The 16,924-nt window shown below is 67.5% G+C and carries 23 protein-coding genes; 7 read left to right on the forward strand and 16 right to left on the reverse strand.

The window, feature by feature from the left end; genetic code table 11:
• Position 1: 1 nt before the first annotated feature.
• The 7 genes from tolA to O3305_RS13360 are packed head-to-tail and all read right to left on the reverse strand — an operon-like array spanning position 2 to position 4,491.
• Positions 2-796: a cell envelope integrity protein TolA gene (tolA, locus tag O3305_RS13330; RefSeq protein ID WP_184164369.1), complete on the reverse strand. Its 795-nt coding sequence runs from the start codon at positions 794-796 to the stop codon at positions 2-4.
• Positions 793-1,236, reverse strand: coding sequence for a protein TolR (gene tolR / locus O3305_RS13335; protein WP_269572994.1), 444 nt, complete (start codon positions 1,234-1,236; stop codon positions 793-795). The genes tolA and tolR overlap by 4 nt, the downstream gene beginning before the upstream one ends.
• A gap of 4 nt (positions 1,237-1,240) precedes the next feature.
• Entirely contained in the window at positions 1,241-1,930 is a 690-nt protein-coding gene (gene tolQ, locus O3305_RS13340; RefSeq protein ID WP_269572995.1) for a protein TolQ, read from the reverse strand.
• Between the two features lie 7 nt (positions 1,931-1,937).
• Complete coding sequence (locus tag O3305_RS13345; RefSeq protein ID WP_269572996.1) at positions 1,938-2,384, reverse strand: YbgC/FadM family acyl-CoA thioesterase; 447 nt, start codon at positions 2,382-2,384, stop codon at positions 1,938-1,940.
• Positions 2,385-2,428: 44 nt separating this feature from the next.
• On the reverse strand, positions 2,429-3,451 hold the full coding sequence (gene ruvB / locus O3305_RS13350) for a Holliday junction branch migration DNA helicase RuvB (protein WP_269572997.1): 1,023 nt from the start codon (positions 3,449-3,451) through the stop codon (positions 2,429-2,431).
• Entirely contained in the window at positions 3,448-3,921 is a 474-nt protein-coding gene (locus O3305_RS13355; RefSeq protein ID WP_269572998.1) for a hypothetical protein, read from the reverse strand. The genes ruvB and O3305_RS13355 overlap by 4 nt, the downstream gene beginning before the upstream one ends.
• Before the next feature lie 15 nt (positions 3,922-3,936).
• Positions 3,937-4,491, reverse strand: a complete 555-nt coding sequence (locus O3305_RS13360; protein WP_269572999.1) for a DUF4337 domain-containing protein — start codon at positions 4,489-4,491, stop codon at positions 3,937-3,939.
• A gap of 45 nt (positions 4,492-4,536) precedes the next feature.
• Between O3305_RS13360 and O3305_RS13365 the strand changes: the two genes are divergently transcribed.
• Complete coding sequence (locus O3305_RS13365) at positions 4,537-5,433, forward strand: 2-hydroxyacid dehydrogenase (protein WP_269573000.1); 897 nt, start codon at positions 4,537-4,539, stop codon at positions 5,431-5,433.
• Between the two features lie 4 nt (positions 5,434-5,437).
• Here O3305_RS13365 and O3305_RS13370 read toward each other — a convergent pair whose 3' ends face one another.
• Both O3305_RS13370 and ruvA read right to left on the reverse strand, forming a co-directional pair.
• Entirely contained in the window at positions 5,438-5,836 is a 399-nt protein-coding gene (locus O3305_RS13370) for a GFA family protein (RefSeq protein WP_269573001.1), read from the reverse strand.
• Positions 5,833-6,429 carry a Holliday junction branch migration protein RuvA gene (ruvA, locus tag O3305_RS13375; protein ID WP_269573002.1) on the reverse strand — a complete coding sequence of 199 codons (597 nt, stop codon included), beginning with the start codon at positions 6,427-6,429 and terminating at the stop codon, positions 5,833-5,835. Before ruvA ends, O3305_RS13370 begins: the two co-directional genes overlap by 4 nt.
• A gap of 225 nt (positions 6,430-6,654) precedes the next feature.
• Between ruvA and O3305_RS13380 the strand changes: the two genes are divergently transcribed.
• Positions 6,655-7,101, forward strand: coding sequence for a hypothetical protein (locus tag O3305_RS13380; protein ID WP_269573003.1), 447 nt, complete (start codon positions 6,655-6,657; stop codon positions 7,099-7,101).
• A gap of 114 nt (positions 7,102-7,215) precedes the next feature.
• On the opposite strand, the gene ruvC is transcribed toward O3305_RS13380, so the two are convergent.
• The 4 genes from ruvC to O3305_RS13400 all read right to left on the reverse strand — a co-directional run bounded on the left by ruvC (position 7,216) and on the right by O3305_RS13400 (position 10,768).
• Complete coding sequence (gene ruvC / locus O3305_RS13385; protein WP_269573004.1) at positions 7,216-7,704, reverse strand: crossover junction endodeoxyribonuclease RuvC; 489 nt, start codon at positions 7,702-7,704, stop codon at positions 7,216-7,218.
• A 142-nt stretch (positions 7,705-7,846) separates the two neighbouring features.
• On the reverse strand, positions 7,847-8,590 hold the full coding sequence (locus O3305_RS13390; RefSeq protein ID WP_269573005.1) for a YebC/PmpR family DNA-binding transcriptional regulator: 744 nt from the start codon (positions 8,588-8,590) through the stop codon (positions 7,847-7,849).
• Positions 8,591-8,778: 188 nt separating this feature from the next.
• On the reverse strand, positions 8,779-9,015 hold the full coding sequence (locus O3305_RS13395) for a DUF2312 domain-containing protein (protein ID WP_183999475.1): 237 nt from the start codon (positions 9,013-9,015) through the stop codon (positions 8,779-8,781).
• A 64-nt stretch (positions 9,016-9,079) separates the two neighbouring features.
• On the reverse strand, positions 9,080-10,768 hold the full coding sequence (locus O3305_RS13400; RefSeq protein WP_269573006.1) for a serine hydrolase domain-containing protein: 1,689 nt from the start codon (positions 10,766-10,768) through the stop codon (positions 9,080-9,082).
• Between the two features lie 114 nt (positions 10,769-10,882).
• Between O3305_RS13400 and O3305_RS13405 the strand changes: the two genes are divergently transcribed.
• Positions 10,883-11,740, forward strand: a complete 858-nt coding sequence (locus O3305_RS13405) for an SGNH/GDSL hydrolase family protein (protein ID WP_269573007.1) — start codon at positions 10,883-10,885, stop codon at positions 11,738-11,740.
• Here O3305_RS13405 and O3305_RS13410 read toward each other — a convergent pair.
• Complete coding sequence (locus O3305_RS13410; protein ID WP_269573008.1) at positions 11,703-12,077, reverse strand: DUF1244 domain-containing protein; 375 nt, start codon at positions 12,075-12,077, stop codon at positions 11,703-11,705. The two genes, O3305_RS13405 and O3305_RS13410, sit on opposite strands and share 38 nt — an antisense overlap.
• Positions 12,078-12,151: 74 nt before the next feature.
• On the opposite strand from O3305_RS13410, the gene pyk reads away from it, so the two are divergent.
• Positions 12,152-13,630 (forward strand): pyruvate kinase, encoded by a 1,479-nt coding sequence (gene pyk, locus O3305_RS13415; RefSeq protein WP_269573009.1) that lies wholly within the window; start codon positions 12,152-12,154, stop codon positions 13,628-13,630.
• A gap of 118 nt (positions 13,631-13,748) precedes the next feature.
• Here the strand turns inward: pyk and O3305_RS13420 are convergent, their stop codons facing one another.
• On the reverse strand, positions 13,749-14,360 hold the full coding sequence (locus O3305_RS13420; protein ID WP_269573010.1) for an HAD family hydrolase: 612 nt from the start codon (positions 14,358-14,360) through the stop codon (positions 13,749-13,751).
• An 8-nt stretch (positions 14,361-14,368) separates the two neighbouring features.
• A complete protein-coding gene (gene ykgO / locus O3305_RS13425; RefSeq protein ID WP_086130464.1) occupies positions 14,369-14,494 on the reverse strand; it encodes a type B 50S ribosomal protein L36 in 126 nt (41 codons plus the stop codon).
• A 170-nt stretch (positions 14,495-14,664) separates the two neighbouring features.
• Between ykgO and O3305_RS13430 the strand changes: the two genes are divergently transcribed.
• The 3 genes from O3305_RS13430 to O3305_RS13440 are packed head-to-tail and all read left to right on the forward strand — an operon-like array spanning position 14,665 to position 16,866.
• On the forward strand, positions 14,665-15,264 hold the full coding sequence (locus O3305_RS13430) for a DUF4136 domain-containing protein (protein ID WP_269573011.1): 600 nt from the start codon (positions 14,665-14,667) through the stop codon (positions 15,262-15,264).
• Positions 15,261-16,379, forward strand: a complete 1,119-nt coding sequence (locus tag O3305_RS13435; protein ID WP_269573012.1) for a M14 family metallopeptidase — start codon at positions 15,261-15,263, stop codon at positions 16,377-16,379. Before O3305_RS13430 ends, O3305_RS13435 begins: the two co-directional genes overlap by 4 nt.
• A gap of 31 nt (positions 16,380-16,410) precedes the next feature.
• Positions 16,411-16,866, forward strand: a complete 456-nt coding sequence (locus tag O3305_RS13440) for a GNAT family N-acetyltransferase (protein WP_269573013.1) — start codon at positions 16,411-16,413, stop codon at positions 16,864-16,866.
• Positions 16,867-16,924: the final 58 nt, after the last annotated feature.

Below are 16,924 nucleotides of genomic sequence, written 5' to 3' on the forward strand. Positions count from 1 at the left end.
TTCACAGGTCCTCGTACAAAACCGGGGCTATGACTCGCCACGCGCTGTAGAATTGCGGCGGCAGCTTGAAAGGGGCCGCCAGCTTCACCGCTCGGATCGCGCGGTCCCGGGCGAGATCGGCCTGGGCGCGGTTGCTGTCGGTGATGCCGGTCTGCGCCGTGACGCGCGGCTCGCCCGCAAGCGAGCCGTCCTCGTTGAGGCGCACCGTCACCGTCGTGCGCAGCTTGTCCGAATCGGCGCCGCTGGGCGGAGCCCAATGGGGGCGGATCTGGCGGATGATCGCGGCGCTGAGCGCAGCCTTCTGCTCCGGCCCGACCGTGGCGGCCGGCGGCGTGACCGACGTGCTCTTTGCCGGCTTGTCGTTGATGCCGTTGAGCAGGCCGTCGAGCCGGCCGGTCGGCGCGACCGGGCGGTTGGACGGGCGCGACGGCGCCTGAGCCGGGGCTGCCTTGGGCGGCGTCTTCGGCGCGGGCTTTACCGCATCGGGCGCCGGTGCCGGCTTGGGCGGAGCAGGCTGCGGCTTGGCGATAGGCTGGGGATTGGGCGCGGGCTCGGGCGGCGCGCTGTCCGGCTCGATCGGCGCTTCCACCGGCGAGAGCTTGGCGGCCGGCTCCTCGCTGGTCGGCGTCGGCGACGTGCTTTCCAGCGCGACCTGATCGACCAGCGCGACTTCGATCGGCGTCGGCTTCAGCTTCATCGGATTGGGGGTGGCGAGGAAACCGACCGACAGCACGCCGAACAGGGCGAGATGCCCGATCAGCGCAACGGTCAGCCCTGCTCCCTCGGTCCGGTTCACGGCTTGGTGCTCGCGTCGGTGATCAGCGAGACGCGGTTGAGCCCGGCATGGTTGAGCTCACCCATCACCTTCATGACCTTGCCATAGCCCAGGCCCTGGTCGGCGCGCAGGAACACCGCCGCCGGCTTGCCGTCCGGCCCCGGCGCGCGGCCGGCGATCTCCTCGAGCTTGGCGGGCAGCGCCGTGTCGGCGGTCAGCTCGTTGTCGACGAACACCTGGCCCTTGTCGTCGATCGAGATCTGGACGGGCTTCTGGTCCTGGTCGACCGGCTTGGCGCGGCTCTCGGGCAGGTTCACCGGCACGCCGGCGGTGAGCAGCGGTGCCGTGACCATGAAGATGATCAGCAGCACCAGCATCACGTCGACCAGCGGCGTGACGTTGATGTCGGCCATCGGCGCGCGGCGGCCGCGCCCCTTGTTCGAAGGGAGATGCATCGACACCGGCTTAGGCCTCCATCTCCAGGCGACGGCTGAGCGTCGCGTGGAAGCCGTCGGCGAAGCGGTTGAGCCGCGCCTCGACGCGGTTCACGGCGTGCGAATAGCGGTTGTACGCGATCAGCGCGGGAATGGCGGCGAACAGGCCGATCGCGGTGGCGAACAGCGCCTCGGCGATGCCCGGCGCGACCACGGCGAGCGACGAGCTCTGCTCCTTGGCGATGCCGGTGAAGCTGCGCATGATGCCCCACACCGTGCCGAACAAGCCGATGAACGGCGCCGCCGAGGCGATGGTGGCGAGGAAGTTCAGCCGGTCGGCCAGCTTGTCGATCTCGTTCGCGATCGTCGCGCCCATCGCCGTCGCAAGACGCTCGCGGGTACCTTCGCGGTCGATAGCCTTGCCACTGGTGGAGCGGCGCCATTCGGTGACGCCGGCGGCGAAGACCCGAGCGATCGGTTGCTCGCGGCCGGCGGCGCGGCGGTGGAACTCGTCGATATCGTCGGCTTCGCGATATTCGCCCTCGAACTTGTCGATCGCCTTCTTCACCGAGCTGACCCGGAAGCCGAAGCTCAGAATGATCGTCCAGGTCCATAGCGAGGCGAGCAGCAGGCCGATCATCACGGCGCGCACCACCCAGTCCGCCTGCAGGAACAGGCCGATCGGCGACATGGTTGCGGCGTCGGTGCTGATAAATTCCATGATCGGTTCAGTTCCCCTTCCAGACCAGCGGCGCGAATCGATCCATCCATTCCGCCGGCTGCCGGCGGGGCCGCCCGGACGGGGAGACGAACACCGCCTCGACTTCCGCTTCGGCCAATATGGTAACGTCGCGCATGACTCGTTGATGAATATCCACTGCGGCGGGGCCCAGCTGGACCAGCCGGCTGACCACCACCAGTTCGTCACCCAGGCGCGCCGGCGCCCGGAATCGAATGTTCGCCTCGCGCAGCGCATAGGCGCCGGTGCCGGCCTCATGGACGGCGCGCTGGTCGACGCCGGCCAGGGCCAGCATATCCGAGCGGGCCCGCTCCATGAACCTGAGATAGTTGGCGTGATAGACCACGCCGCTGAGATCGGTGTCCTCGAAATAGACACGCAGGACGAAATGATGCTCGAGGCCCTCGAACCGGCCAGGGGCGAAACGGACGTCCATGCCCGGCCCCTAACGCAGCGCTTACCGTGGGGGAACCCCTTGCCTCAGTCGAACAGCCCTTCCTGCGCGGTGGACGGAGGATTGAGCCCGAGATGCTTCCATCCCGCCGCATTCAGGCAGCGTCCGCGCGCCGTGCGCGCGATCATCCCGATCTGGATCAGATAGGGCTCGATCACTTCCTCGATCGTGTCGCGCGGCTCGCTGAGCCCCGCCGCCAGCGTCTCCACGCCGACCGGACCGCCCTTGTAGATGTCGGCGATCATCATCAGGTAGCGCCGGTCCATCGCATCGAGGCCGAGCGCGTCCACCTCGAGCCGGGTGAGCGACTGATCGGCCACCCGGGCATGCACCACATCCTCGCCCAGCACATTGGCGAAGTCGCGCACCCGGCGCAGCAGCCGGCCGGCGATGCGCGGCGTGCCCCGCGAACGCCGCGCGATCTCGTGCGCGCCATCGGGGGCGACATGGAGATCGAGCAACGTGGCGGCGCGGGTGACCACCTTCTCCAGCTCGTCGACGCCATAGAAATTGAGGCGCACCGGGATGCCGAAGCGATCCCGGAGCGGTTGGGTGAGCAGTCCCTGGCGGGTGGTGGCGCCGACCAGGGTAAAGCGCGGCAGGTCGATCCGCACGCTGCGTGCCGACGGCCCCTCGCCGATCATCAGGTCGAGCGCGCGGTCCTCCATCGCCGGATAGAGGACTTCCTCGACCGCGGGATTCAGCCGGTGGATCTCGTCGATGAACAGGACGTCGCCATCCTCGAGATTGGTCAACAGCGCGGCGAGGTCCCCGGACTTGGCGATGACGGGACCCGAAGTGGAGCGGAAGCCGACCCCCATCTCGCGGGCGATGATCTGGGCGAGCGTGGTCTTGCCCAGCCCCGGGGGGCCGAAGAACAGGACATGGTCCAGCGCATCGCCCCGCGACTTGGCCGCATCAATGAACACCCGGAGATTCTCGCGCGCCGCACGCTGGCCGACGAACTCGTCGAGGCTCTTCGGGCGCAGCGCGGCGTCCACGTCATCGGCGCGTCGGCCGGAGGAAAGGAGGCGATCGGTGTCGGTCACTTTTTACCTTGTTCGTCTAGACCGGCGGCACTCAGCCGCGACTTTGCTGCGTCGAGTATCGCTGCTTCAAATCGATCCGGGTGGCGAAGCGCCAATGCCTCAAATGTCAGCTCACCCATGTCGCGCTCTACCAGCAAATCGAAACCTTCAGACTGCTTTCCGAGCACGAGATCCTCAACGGTTTGCTGTTCAAGGTCCCGGGAAATTTTCTGCCGTGTCCTGGAGAGGCGAATGGTCTTGTCCCGCTCCTCGCTAAGCGTTCCTTCCAGTGCAAAAATGCTCTGCCAAACATCATATTCCAGCGTGCCCGGCTCCTCCGAAGGCAACACAGAATACAGGCGCAATTTTGCTGCACGGGCAACGACTTCATTGCCCTGGCGTCGGGCATTGGCCGCGATCTTCCTGAGACCGTCGGGGTCGTCCGTGCCCTCGATCAACGCCAGAGCACGCAAGGTTATCGCATCATTCATGGATTCCCCTCCTACTCACCCCAGCACCCCGCTCAGCAGCGCCGGGTGGAAACCCCAGCCGAGGAACCCGCACAGCCCCATGAACAGGCCGAAGGCGCCGAAGGCCCAGCCGGCCCAGAGCAGCCACCCGCTCTCGACCAGCGCCGCCACCGCCGCGATCGAGATGGCGGTGGAGACCGCCGCGTCGCTGGCGTCGAACTGGTCGTCATGGACATTGAGCGCGTCATATTGGTCGCCCTGCGCCTTCGCATCGGCGGCCAGGCGAGGCGCCTCGGCCTTGTACTTGGCGATATCGGCGTCGAGTCCGGCGAGGACCGGGGCGGCGCGCTTCGGGTCGGCGAGCGCGGCGATCTGGACGCGGCTCGCCTCGGCGACATGCTGCTTGGTCTTGGTCGCCTGATATTCATTCCACTTGTCGACCGAGGCCGACTGGGCCTGTTGCATCGCCTGGACGATATTGCCGTCCTTGATCCCGCACAGGCCCATGAACACCGACAGCACGACCACGGTGATCGCCACCTTGCGGTTGAGCGACTTGTCCTTGGCCTCGGCGCTGACTTCGATTTCCATCGCGCTGCCCTATCCTGCCTGCACCCTAGGAGCTAGGGCCGGTGCATGCCCCGCCCCGACCTGTTGCTGATCTCGAACCTGCCCGCCCCGCTCCGCGCGGCGCTGGCCGAACGCTTCACCTTGCACGAAGGCGAGGCCGTGCCCGGCATCCGCGGCGTGGTGGGCGGCGGCATGGCGAAGCTCGACGCGGCGCTGCTCGACCAGCTGCCCGATCTGGAGATCGTCGCGATCCATGGCATCGGCCATGACGGCATCGACACAGCGGCGCTGCGGGCTCGCAACATTCCGCTGACGCTGACCCCGGACGTGCTGACCGAGGATGTCGCCGATCTTGCCATCGCGCTGATGCTCGCGGTGCACCGGCGGATTGCCGCGAACGACGCGCTGGTGCGCAACGGCGGCTGGAGCGCGCCGCTGGGGCGCCGGGCGAGCGGTCGGCGCATCGGCATTTTCGGGCTGGGCCGGATCGGCCACGCCATTGCCCTTCGCGCCGCGCCCTTCGCCGGCGAGCTGCTCTACACTGCCCGCAGCGCAAAGCCGGTGCCGTGGCGTTTCGTGCCCGACATCGGTGCGCTCGCCGAAGCCAGCGACGTGCTGATTATCGCGGCGCCGGGCGGGAGCGACACGCAGAACATCGTCGATGCCGAGATACTCGACCGGCTGGGGCCGGACGGCGTGCTGATCAATATCGCCCGGGGCAGCCTGGTTGACGAGGCGGCGCTGGTGGCCGCCCTTGCCGAGGGCCGCATCGCCGGCGCCGGACTCGACGTGTTCGCGCATGAGCCGCAGGTGCCCGACGCCCTCAAGGCGATGGACCGGGTCGTCCTCGCCCCGCACCAGGGCAGCGCCACCGAGGAAAGCCGCACCGAGATGCGAAAGCTGGTGCTCGCCAATCTCGACGCGCATTTCGCGGGCCAGCGGCTGGTGACGCCTCTGCTCTGACCTTTCAGTCATAATGCTCGACCACGCCGGTGATGCTGAGCCAGGCACATTGCCGGTCCTCGAACACCGAGATGCTCGGCGCCGGGAAAGCGGGGTCGGCGAAATGGCCGATGGGAATGGCGATGGTGTCGGCGATGCCGCCGCCGCTGTACCAGACATTGCCGCCGCAGACCGGGCAGAAATGGAAGCTGGCCGGCGCACCGCCACTCTCCGAAGGGGCGAGCCATTCGGTCGACTGGCCCGTTATCGTCACCTGATCCGTGGGGAAGCGCGCCTGCACGGCGAAGGCCGATCCGCTGCGCCGCTTGCAGTTGAGACAGTGGCAGACCGAGACGCGCACCGGCTCGCCCGTGCATTCGGCGCGGAGCTGGCCGCAGCGGCAGGCGGCGGTGCGGGTGGTCACTTGGCGGCCTTGCGCAGGGCGAGGCGGACCAAGGCGTCGAGCGTGGCGCCCGCGCCCAGCTCATCGGCGGCGGCATTGACCGCGGCGCTCGCCTCGGCCGGCTTGAAGCCGAGGTTGAGCATCGCCGAGACGGCGTCCTGCGCCGCGCCGCTCGCCGGAGCCGCACCGCCGGCGCTGGCACCGAGCGCGACGCCACCGGCCTTGTCCTTGAGTTCGTTGACGATGCGCTGGGCGAGCTTGGGCCCGACGCCATTGGCGCGGGCGATCATCGCCGCATCGGCACGGGCGACGGCGGTCTGCACTTCCTCAGGGGACAGGATCGAAAGGATCGCCAGCGCGACCTTGGCGCCGACGCCCTGCACGCTGGTCAGATGGCGGAACCAGTCCCGCTCGGCGGCAGTGGCGAAGCCCATCAGCCGGATCGAGTCCTCGCTGACCAGCATCTCGGTATGCAGTGTCGCGAACTCGCCGACCGCACCGAGCGCCGCCAGGGTGCGCGCCGAAGCGCCGGCGAGATAGCCGACGCCGTTGACGTCGATCACGACGCTGTCGATCCCGGTCGCTTCGATGCGGCCCTTGAGATGCGCGATCATGCCGCCTCCCCCTCCTGTCCAGCCGGGCAGCCGGGCAAAAATGTTGAATCTCTTGAGTCCCCACGCATGCGCGCATGAAGCGGGATCGATGGACAAGGGAGAGCCTGGCGCATGGCCGGTACATAAGCGGAACAACGGGGTGTAGGAAAGCGAAATCACCCCGGCTGCTCTGGCGGAATGCCGCGCGCCTTCCCAATTCACGGACAGGGAATTGGGGGATTTTCGATGTTCGTCGCGTTGCTTGGGCTTTGGTGCATGCTGGTGCTGGCGGAAGGCACGCCGATCGGGCGGATGCTGCGCCGGGTGCTGGTCGAATGGCCGGCGGCGCGGCTGGCGCGGATCGAGCGCGGCGCAGTCATCACCTGGGCGCTGCTCGGAGTGATCGGGCTGCTGTGCTTCTGGTTCCTCGAGGAGGATGGCCTTCGCCTGTTCACCATGGCGATGCCGGAGATCGCCGGCTGGGTCTCGATGTTCGAGATCAGCGCGCTGGTCGACGCGCTTGTGGTGACGGCGGCGGCGGCATCGACGCTGCGACTGGGCGCGGTGCGCGGCTGGGTGGCGGCACGGTTGCCGATCGGGCGCCGGGCAACGCGGGCGCGGCGGGTTCGGCCGGTGAGGCGTGAGGCTTCCAATGATGACGAGGATGGAGCGGGGTTGGCGCTGGCTGCCTAGATTCATCTCCACCGTCATCCCGGCCTTGAGCCGGGCTCCCGCTTCTTTCTTCTCTCGTCTGGGAGCGAGGCAGCGGGACCCCGGCTCAGGGCCGGGGTGACGAGATAGAAAAACTCAACGCAACCCCAGCCGCGCGCTGGCGAGATGGTGCGCGTGGCAGATCGCCACGGCGAGCGCGTCCGCCGCATCCGGCCCGTCGATCTTCACCCCGGGCAGCAGGCGCGAGACCATGGCGTGGACCTGCTCCTTCTCGGCATTGCCGACGCCGACCACCGACTTCTTGACCGTGCTCGGCTTGTACTCGCCGACATCGATGCCGATCCGCGCGGCGGCGCACAGCACCACGCCGCGCGCCTGGCCGAGCTTGAGCGTCGACTGGGCATTGGAATTGACGAACACTTCCTCGACCGCCGCCGCTTCCGGCGCGTGATCGGCGATCAGCGCGGCGAGCATGGCATCGAGATGCGCGAGGCGGCGGGGCAGCGCCGCCTTGGTATCGGTCTTCAGCTTGCCGTTGGCGAGGTGCGACAGGCGATTGCCCTCGGCGCGGATCAGGCCCCAGCCGGTGGTGCCGAGGCCGGGATCGAGGCCGAGGATGATCAATATCCCTCTCCCTTTGGGAGAGGGAGGGAGGCGCGAAGCGCCGGAAGGGTGAGGGCCGCAGGGGTGAGGTTTCGACCCTCACCCTTCCCACTGCCTTCGGCAGCGGGCCCCTTCCCTCTCCCAATGGGAGAGGGAGCTGGGATCAACCCAGCTTCTCCATCACGGCGTCGGAGACTTCGTAATTGCCCCAGACGGTCTGGACGTCGTCGTCATCGTCGAGCGCGTCGATCAGCTTGAACAGCTTGGTCGCGTCGTCTTCGTTGACATCGACCATGGTCTGCGGGCGCCAGGCGAGCTTCGCGCCCTCGGCCTCGCCGAGCACCGGCTCGAGCGCCTTGGCGACTTCGTGGAGATCGCCCTGGGCGGTCCAGATCTCGTGGCCGTCCTCTGAAGAGGTCACGTCCTCGGCACCCGCTTCGAGCGCCGCCTCGAATACCTTCTCGGCGTCGCCGGCGCTGGCGGGATAGTTGATCAGGCCCATCCGGTCGAAGCCGTGGCTCACCGAGCCGGCGGTGCCGAGATTGCCGCCATTCTTCGAAACCGCGGTGCGCACATTGGTGGCGGTGCGGTTGCGATTGTCGGTCAGCGCCTCGATGATCAGCGAGACGCCGCCCGGGCCGAAGCCCTCGTAGCGGATCTCTTCGTAATTCTCCGCATCGCCCTTGCTCGCCTTGTCGATCGAGCGCTGGATGTTGTCCTTGGGCATCGACTGCGCCTTGGCGGCGGCGATCGCGGCACGCAGGCGCGGGTTCATGTCCGGATCGGGCAAGCCCATCTTGGCGGCGACGGTGATTTCGCGGCTGAGCTTGGAGAACATGCTCGAGCGCTTCTTATCCTGCGCGCCCTTGCGGTGCATGATGTTCTTGAACTTGGAATGGCCTGCCATTGCGCTTCTCTATGAATCTGGTCGCGCGGCTTTAGGCCAGGCGCGGGGGGATGGGCAATGCCTGCCCCATTTCGGCATCCCGGCCCACTGGGTCATCCCGCGAAAGCCGGGACCTCAGGCGGCAATTGCCCGGCCCGTGGCACGAGCTCCCGTCCCGGATCGGGTCCGGGGCGGGATGACGCGTTGTCCTAGATGCCCAGCGCCTGCTTGTAGGTCTCGAGCAGCATCTCCGCCTCGTCGCGGTGATGCTTCTCCATCTTCCGCAGGCGGACGATGTTGCGCATCGTCTTCACGTCGAAACCGGTCGACTTGGCTTCGGCATAGACATCCTTGATGTCGTCGGCGATGCCCTTCTTCTCTTCCTCGAGGCGCTCGATCCGCTCGATGAAAAGGCGCAGCTGCTCGGCGGAAATCGAATCGGACAAGGTGGAAGCTCCTGGAAGAATAGAGTCGGGAAAGGGGCGCGATTATCGGAGCCGGCCCCGCCGCTCAACCCCCAAGCGCGCCAAGCTGCGGCAACCCGGTCACGCGCAGGAAGCGCAGGTTGACGATGCGGCCATTGGTGCTGGTCAGCGCGACCACCCTGCCACGCGCATCGCGACGGAAGCGGACCGTGCCGGTCACCGAGTCGGTGTCGAAAATATCGTGCTCGCGATATTTCTCGGGCGGCTGGCTGATCCTGGCTTCCCACCCCGGCCCGATGATCCAGAGCGCATCCTTGCGCCGCGCGACCGTCACCAGCGTGGCGAGCTCGGGGCTGTAATAGGTTCCGAGATAGTCGGCCATGCCCGCCGGGGTGAGCGCCACCGCGCGCCGCTTCACATAGCGCGTCGCTACCTGGGCGCCGCCGGGGCCGTCGATCGTCAGCGTGCGCGCCGGCACTTCTCCGGAGAAGCGGATCGCCACCGGCGCGTCCTTCACGCTGAAGGCGCCCGCGCCGTGCGCGACCATCGGCGCGAAACCCTGCATCCACAGCTTTCCCTCGCGCGCCTCGATCAGGAAGCCGACGCCGAGCGGATCGCGGTAGTTGCCCGCGACGCGCCGCAGCTCGGCCGGGGCGAGCTTCACTTCCGGGCGCGGCGGATCGGTGAAGGGGCCGCCCAGATAGAGATCGGCGATGCGGCGCGCCAGGAAGACGGGGTCCTCGGTCTCGATATTGCAGACCAGCGAGACCGAAAGGCCCTGTGCGGGAACCACCAGGAAGTGGCCGACAAAACCCGGATCGATGCCGCTATGCCCGGCGATCGCCAGGCCGCGATGCGTGCCGATATAGAGGCCGCCGCCGTAACCGGTGACCGGATCGGCCTTCAGCATCGCGTCGATGATCGCCCTGCCGCCGACCTTCGGATCGTGGAAATTGCCCGCCCAGCGGGCGAGGTCCGCGGCGGTGGAGCGGATATCGGTGGAGCCATAGCTGGCATAGGGCAGGAAGCGGCGCTCGGGCAGCTTGTCCCCAGGCGCCCCCTCCTTCTCGCCGGCCGCATAGGGCATTGCCTGACCGGCGCGGATGCGGTGATAGTCGTCGACCACATAGCTGTGGTCCATCCCGAGCGGCCGGAACACCCGCTCGGCGAGGAAATCGGCGAAGGACCTGCCCGAGACACGCTCGACCACCAGCGCGAGCAGCGTGTAGTTCGAATTGGAATAGCCAAAGGCCGTGCCCGGCGCGAAATTGAGCTCGCGCTGGCCAAAGATCACGCGCAGCGCGTCCTGCTGGGTGACGCTGTCTTCGCCGCGCCGCCCCTGCAGCCAGAACAGGCTGAGCTGGTCGCGCAGCCCGCTGCTGTGGTGCAGGAGCTGGGCCAGCGTGATCGGCCGAGCGAAGCGGTGCAGCTCGGGCACATATTTGCGCACATCGTCCTGGAGCGAGAGCTTGCCCTCGCCCTGCAGCAGCAGCACCGCGAAAGCCGTGAACTGCTTGGAAAGCGAGGCGATGTGGAAGGCGGTGTCGGGCGTGTTGGCGATGCCCGCCTCGACATTGGCGGCGCCGTAGCCGCGCGCGTGGAGCGACTTTCCACCCTGGATCACGGAAACCGCGCAGCCCGGCCGGTCCGGCCTGCTCCACGGCGCCATCAGCTTGTCGATCTCGGCGGACGGATCCGCCGCCTGTGCACGGACCGGCGCCGGGCCGCCGGCAAGCAGGAGCGACAGGGCGAGAAGGGAGGCGAGGCGGGTCATGAAGAACGTTTACGTCTGTAGTCACAAGCTCGCAATCCGCGTGCTCCGCGCTGGTCGCATCCCCATCCATTTCGGTCGATTGCCCCCGGCGGCAGGGACGGCTATCCCGGGGCCATGCCGTTTTTCCGCCGAATCCCGCTTCTCGCCGCCCTGACGCTTGTCCTGCAGCCCGCCACCGCCCTGGCGCAGACCAAACCGGCCGTGCCGGTGCAGCTGCCGCCGACGATGCGCGTGCCGGCTCCGATCCGCCCCGCCCCGATCCCGGTCGAGAAGCAGCCCTTCGCCGCCGAGATCGCCGCGTTCGAGGCGCGCGACGCGGTCGCCAGGCCGGCGAAAGGCGGCGTGCTGTTCCTCGGCAGCTCGAGCATCCGGATGTGGACCGACCTGGCCAAGGATTTCCCGGGCCACAATGTCATCAACCGCGGCTTCGGCGGCTCCACGATCCCGGACAGCGTGCGCTATGTCGATCGCATCGTCACGCCCTATGCGCCGAAGACGGTGGTCTTCTACGCCGGCGACAACGACCTGGAGGCGGGCCACACCCCCGACGAGGTCTTCGCCGATTTCCAGGCGCTGGTGGCCAGGATCCGGGCGAAGCTGCCCGGCACGCGCATCCTGTTCCTTTCGATCAAGCCGAGTATCTCGCGTTGGCGGCTGATCGACGGCATCCGCGCGACCAACGCGCTGGTGCGCGAATACACCGCGACCGATCCGCTGCTCGGCTATGTCGACATCGTGCCGCAGATGCTGGGGCCGGACGGCAGGCCGCGCCCCGAACTGTTCCTCGGCGACGGGCTGCACATGACCCGTACCGGCTATGACATCTGGCGCGCGGCGGTGGGCAAGGCGATGAAGTGGAAGCTGGCGCCCCTGCCCCCGCGCGCGCTGCCCAAGCCACCGACACACGGCGCGGGCAAGCCGCCGGCAAAGCCGGTCAGCGGCCCGGTTCGGTCATCGAAGGCGGGTCGCTAGCCGGGAAGCTCTCGTCGAGCGCTTCGTCCAGCTCCCCGTCGCGGACTTCGTTCTTCCTGAGGCTCTCTTCCATCCGGGCGATCTGCTCGGGCGTTGCCTCGCCCTGGTGCTGCGCCTTCCACTCCGAGAAGGGCATGTCGTAGATGATGCGGCGCGCCTCGTCCTTCGCGATCGACGGATCCGCCTCGGTGATCCAGTCGGCCAGGCAGTTGCGGCAGAAGCCGGCAAGGCCCATCAGGTCGATGTTCTGCGCATCGGTGCGATGGCGGAGGTGGCGGACAAGCGTGCGGAACGCCTTGGCGGCGGTAGCGTCATCCAGATGATCGAGTTCGTCCATTTTCCACCTCGGCGGTTGATCCTGTGCGATATGAGGTTAGAGGCACCGAGGCACAAGCCGAGGATATGACAACGATGACAAAGGCAATCAGCCCCCGCACCCGCAAGGTTCGCATCCTCGCGACGCTCGGCCCCGCCAGCGCGTCCCCGGAGATGATCGCCAAGCTGTTCGAAGCCGGCGCCGACGCGTTCCGCATCAACATGAGCCATGGCGACCAGGCATCGAAGGTGCCGTTGTTCGAGGCGATCCGCGGCCTGGAGAAGAAGTTCGGGCGACCGACCACGATCCTGGCCGACCTTCAGGGGCCGAAGCTGCGCGTCGGCAAGTTCGCCGACGGCAAGGTGCAGCTGGTCACCGGCCACGAATTCATCCTCGACCGCGACAAGACGCCGGGCGACGCCACCCGTGTGGAACTCCCGCACCGCGAGATCTTCGAGGCGGCGCACGAGAATGCCCGCCTGCTGCTCGATGACGGCAAGCTGGTGCTGCGCGTGATCTCGGTCGCGCCCGACCGGCTGACCACGATCGTCGAGGTCGGCGGCCCGCTGTCGAACAACAAGGGCCTGAACGTGCCCGACATGGTGCTGCCGCTCGCGGCACTCACCGAGAAGGACCGCAGCGACCTGGCCTTCGCGGTCGAGCAGGGCGCCGACTGGATCGCGCTCAGCTTCGTCCAGCGCCCCGAGGACCTGATGGAAGCCCGCCGCCTGATCGGCGGCAAGGCGGCTTTGCTCGCCAAGATCGAGAAGCCCTCGGCGATCGCCCGCCTCGACGAGATCGTCGAGCAGTGCGACGGCGTGATGGTCGCGCGCGGCGACCTGGGCGTCGAGCTGCCGCCGCAGACCGTGCCGCCGCTGCAGAAGCGCATCGTCGAGACCGCCCGCCGCATGGGCCGTCCGGTGATCGTCGCCACCCAGATGCTCGAATCGATGATCGAGAGCCCGTCGCCGACCCGCGCCGAAGTCTCGGACGTCGCCACCGCCGTGTACGACGGCGCCGACGCGATCATGCTCTCGGCCGAGAGCGCCGCGGGCAAGTGGCCGGTCGAATCGGTGGCGATGATGAACTCGATCGCCGATGCGGTGGAGCGCGACCCCGCGCATGGCGACCGCGTCCACTTCACCGTGCTGCGCCCCGATCCCACGACCGCGGATGCCCTTGCCGAAGCGGCGAAGAACATCGCCAAGACGGTTTCGGCATCGGGCATCGCCTGCTTCACCAGCTCGGGCTCGACCGCGCGCCGCATCGCCCGCGAGCGTCCGGCGGTGCCGATCCTGGTGCTGACCCCGCATATCGACACCGCGCGCCGGCTCGGCCTGCTGTGGGGCGTGCACGCGGTGCACACCCGCGACGTCGATTCGTTCGAGGAGATGGTCGCCAAGTCGAAGCGGATGGCGCTGCGCCATCATATCGCCGCATCGGGCGACCGCGTGGTGCTGTGCGCCGGCGTGCCGTTCAAGACGCCGGGCTCGACCAACGTGCTGCACGTGGTGACCCTGGTCGGCGACGAACTGAAGAACCACCCGGGCAAGGAAGGCCCGGACGCGATCTGATTCGCTGCTGCCGGTGCTGAATTAAGCTGGCTCCCCGGCGAAAGCCGGGGCCCAGGACCACAAGCGATTCGGACGAGAAACCCTGGGCCCCGGCTTTCGCCGGGGAACGGGTAAGGGCTCAGAGGAGGCCCAGGCCTTTCAGGTCCGCGCGCAGCTTGTCCGCGCCGGTGAACAGCAGGCCATGGATGCCCGCGTCATTGGCGGCGGCGACATTGTCCTCGCGATCGTCGATGAACACCGCATCCGATCCCGCCAGCCCGAATCGCGAAAGCGCCAGCGCGTAGATCGCGGGATCGGGCTTCACCAGCTTCTCATCGCCCGAGACGACCACGTCGCGGAAACGATCGAACAAGGCCGATTCGCGGTTGCGGAAGGGCGGCCAGAACTCGCCCGAGAAATTGGTGATCGCGAAGAGCGGCACGCCCGATTCGTCGAGCTCCGTGACCAGCTCCGGCATGCCCGGCAGCGCATGCGGGATCTGCTCGTCGAATCGCGGACCCCAGAGCGCGATCATCTCGGCGAACTCGGGGTGCGCGGCGGCCAGCTCTGCCGAGGTCTCGGCAAAGGGGCGACCAGCATCGTGCTGGAAATGCCACGCCTTGGTGGCAACGTTACCCAGAAACGCGTCGAGCGCCCGATCGTCACCGATCAGGCGCTCGTACAAGTACCGCGGATTCCAGTCGTAGAGGACGTTGCCGACGTCGAAGATGACGGCCGACGGGGCCTCCACGCGCAGGATCAGCCCTGGCGGGCCTTGAACCGCTTCTGGGTCTTGTTGATGACGTAGATGCGCCCACGACGACGGATCACGCGGTTGTCGCGATGCCGATCCTTGAGCGACTTCAATGAATTCACGATCTTCATGACCGATTCGCTTCTCAAATTTGGAATGCCGGAAAAGAGGGGCTCGCCTAGTGTCCGATCCCGGGCAAGTCAAGGCAGGAGTCGCCCGACCGCCCTACGGAACCGACTCGACGCGGTCGGTGTTGGAGGGCAAACGGGGACGTTCCGTTCGCGAAACAGGAGTTCGTCGCGTGAAGAAGCCGCTCAGCATCGCCTTGCTCGTCGCGCTGGGGGCCTGCGCTCCCACCTATCGTCCCCAGCCGATCGACGTGACCCGCTACCATCTGGGCGCGCCGCTGGAGCGCACCACGGTGGCGGTCGAGCCGATGGCCAACACCGATACGTTCGGGCCCGAATACCAAGCCTATTCGGACGCGGTGCGTGCCGAGCTGGAGCGGCTGGGCTATGTCCAGTCGGTGAGCAGCACGCCCTCGGGCTATATCGCCGCGGTCGCTTTCCGCCGCACGAGCAAGGGCGCCTTCAAGGAGCCGCCGCCCGTCACTATCGGCGTCGGCGGCGGCAGCTATAGCGGCGGGCGCCGCGGCGGCGTGGGCGTTGGCGGCGATGTCGGATTCGGCATCGGCGGCAAGGTGCGCGAGCTCTACCAGACCGAGCTGTGGGTGCAGCTGCGCCGGCGCAGCGACAACACCACGGTGTGGGAAGGCCGCGCCCAGAGCGGCAGCGTGAGCGGCACCGATCCCGACCAGCCGGCGGTTGCGGCGGCACGCATGGCCCGGGCGCTGTTCAAGGACTTCCCCGGCGAGTCCGGCATCACTATCACGGTGAAATGACCATCCAGATCAATTCCGGCTTCGATTCCGGCAACATCCGCCTCGTCGGCATCGAGGGCGACCGCGTCGACCTCGAGATCGTCACCGATCACCTGTCCGACTTCTACCAGTGGTTCCATTTCCGCGTGGCGGGCGCGAAGGGGCGCAAGCTCACCTTCCGCCTGCTGAACGCGGGGAACGCGGCCTATGCGTTCGGCTGGCCGGGCTACAAGGCGCGCTGGTCGACCGACCGCGAGGCGTGGCGGACGGCCGATTCGTCCTATGCCGACGGCGTGCTGACCTTCACCAAGGAGATCGACACCGATCTCGTCTGGTTCGCCTATTTCGCGCCCTATTCGATGGAGCGGCACCACGACCTGATCAGCCGCATGGCGCTGATGCCCGGCGTGGCGCACCGCGAGCTCGGCAAGACGCTCGACGGCCAGCCGATGGACCTGCTGACGCTCGGCACCGGCCCCAAGACCGTGTGGCTCTATGCCCGCCAGCATCCGGGCGAGACCATGGCCGAGTGGTGGATGGAAGGCGCGCTCGAGTTCCTGACCGATCCGACCAACCAGACCGCGCTCGCCCTGCGCGAAAAGGCCGTGTTCCACATCGTGCCGAACATGAACCCCGACGGCTCGCGCCGCGGCCATCTGCGCACCAACGCGGCGGGCATCAACCTCAACCGCGAATGGCATGCGCCGACGATGGAGAAGAGCCCCGAGGTGTTCCTCGTCAAGGCGGCGATGGACGGAACCGGCGTCGATTTCGCGATGGACATCCATGGCGACGAGGCGATCCCGGCCAACTTCCTGGCCGGCTATGAGGGCATCGCGTCCTGGACCGACGAACATGGCGAGAAATTCTACGAATATGCCCGCCGCCTCGCCAAGCAGACCCCCGATTTCCAGCTCGACCTGGGCTATGAGAAGTCGGCGCCGGGCCAGGCCAATCTCTCGATGTCGACCAACCAGCTCGCCGAGCGCTTCGGCGCGGTCTCGATGACGCTGGAGATGCCGTTCAAGGACCACGAAGTGAATGCGGACCCCGAGTTCGCCTGGTCGCCGGCGCGGTGCAAGACGCTGGCGCACTCGTGTCTTGAGACTTTGGCAGGATTTATCGACGAGATCTGAGCCCAAGGAAAACAAGAAGGGGGAGCAGGAAATGGAAATCCGCGAGGGCGGGCTCGACGATTCGCGAGTCCGTGCGCTGCTTGAGACGCATTTCGCCGGGATGCTGGCGAATTCGCCCAAGGACAGCTGCCATTTCCTCGACCTCTCCGGCCTCGCCACGCCCGACGTGACCTTCTGGAGCGTATGGGATGGCGAGGACCTGCTCGGCTGCGGGGCGCTGCGCGAGCTCGATTCGGAGCATGGCGAGATCAAGTCGATGCGCACCGCCTCCGAGCATCTGCGCCGTGGCACCGGGGCCAAGCTGGTCGGACACATCCTGACCACCGCCCGCGCGCGCGGCTACAAGCGGGTGAGCCTGGAAACCGGATCGGGCGACGCGTTCGACGCCGCCCATGCGCTCTACCGCCAGTTCGGCTTCACCGATTGCGGACCGTTCGGCGACTATCGCGAGGATCCGTTCAGCCGCTTCCTGTCGCGGGTGGTCTAGGACCGATCCAACGCCGGAAACGGAAAAGGCCGAGGCACCCAGCCTCGGCCTTTTTCGG

Source organism: Sphingomonas sp. NIBR02145, from assembly GCF_027359115.1.
Classification (GTDB): Bacteria; Pseudomonadota; Alphaproteobacteria; order Sphingomonadales; family Sphingomonadaceae; genus Sphingomonas; species Sphingomonas kyeonggiensis_A.

Excerpts from the sequence above, each read along its gene's own strand:
- tolQ (WP_269572995.1), bottom strand. The coding sequence starts at position 1,930 with ATGGAATTTATCAGCACCGACGCCGCAACCATGTCGCCGATCGGCCTG.
- O3305_RS13345 (WP_269572996.1), bottom strand. The coding sequence starts at position 2,384 with ATGGACGTCCGTTTCGCCCCTGGCCGGTTCGAGGGCCTCGAGCATCAT.
- O3305_RS13355 (WP_269572998.1), bottom strand. The coding sequence starts at position 3,921 with ATGAATGATGCGATAACCTTGCGTGCTCTGGCGTTGATCGAGGGCACG.
- O3305_RS13360 (WP_269572999.1), bottom strand. The coding sequence starts at position 4,491 with ATGGAAATCGAAGTCAGCGCCGAGGCCAAGGACAAGTCGCTCAACCGC.
- O3305_RS13365 (WP_269573000.1), top strand. The coding sequence starts at position 4,537 with ATGCCCCGCCCCGACCTGTTGCTGATCTCGAACCTGCCCGCCCCGCTC.
- ruvA (WP_269573002.1), bottom strand. The coding sequence starts at position 6,429 with ATGATCGCGCATCTCAAGGGCCGCATCGAAGCGACCGGGATCGACAGC.
- O3305_RS13380 (WP_269573003.1), top strand. The coding sequence starts at position 6,655 with ATGTTCGTCGCGTTGCTTGGGCTTTGGTGCATGCTGGTGCTGGCGGAA.
- O3305_RS13390 (WP_269573005.1), bottom strand. The coding sequence starts at position 8,590 with ATGGCAGGCCATTCCAAGTTCAAGAACATCATGCACCGCAAGGGCGCG.
- O3305_RS13400 (WP_269573006.1), bottom strand. The coding sequence starts at position 10,768 with ATGACCCGCCTCGCCTCCCTTCTCGCCCTGTCGCTCCTGCTTGCCGGC.
- O3305_RS13405 (WP_269573007.1), top strand. The coding sequence starts at position 10,883 with ATGCCGTTTTTCCGCCGAATCCCGCTTCTCGCCGCCCTGACGCTTGTC.
- O3305_RS13410 (WP_269573008.1), bottom strand. The coding sequence starts at position 12,077 with ATGGACGAACTCGATCATCTGGATGACGCTACCGCCGCCAAGGCGTTC.
- pyk (WP_269573009.1), top strand. The coding sequence starts at position 12,152 with ATGACAAAGGCAATCAGCCCCCGCACCCGCAAGGTTCGCATCCTCGCG.
- ykgO (WP_086130464.1), bottom strand. The coding sequence starts at position 14,494 with ATGAAGATCGTGAATTCATTGAAGTCGCTCAAGGATCGGCATCGCGAC.
- O3305_RS13435 (WP_269573012.1), top strand. The coding sequence starts at position 15,261 with ATGACCATCCAGATCAATTCCGGCTTCGATTCCGGCAACATCCGCCTC.
- O3305_RS13440 (WP_269573013.1), top strand. The coding sequence starts at position 16,411 with ATGGAAATCCGCGAGGGCGGGCTCGACGATTCGCGAGTCCGTGCGCTG.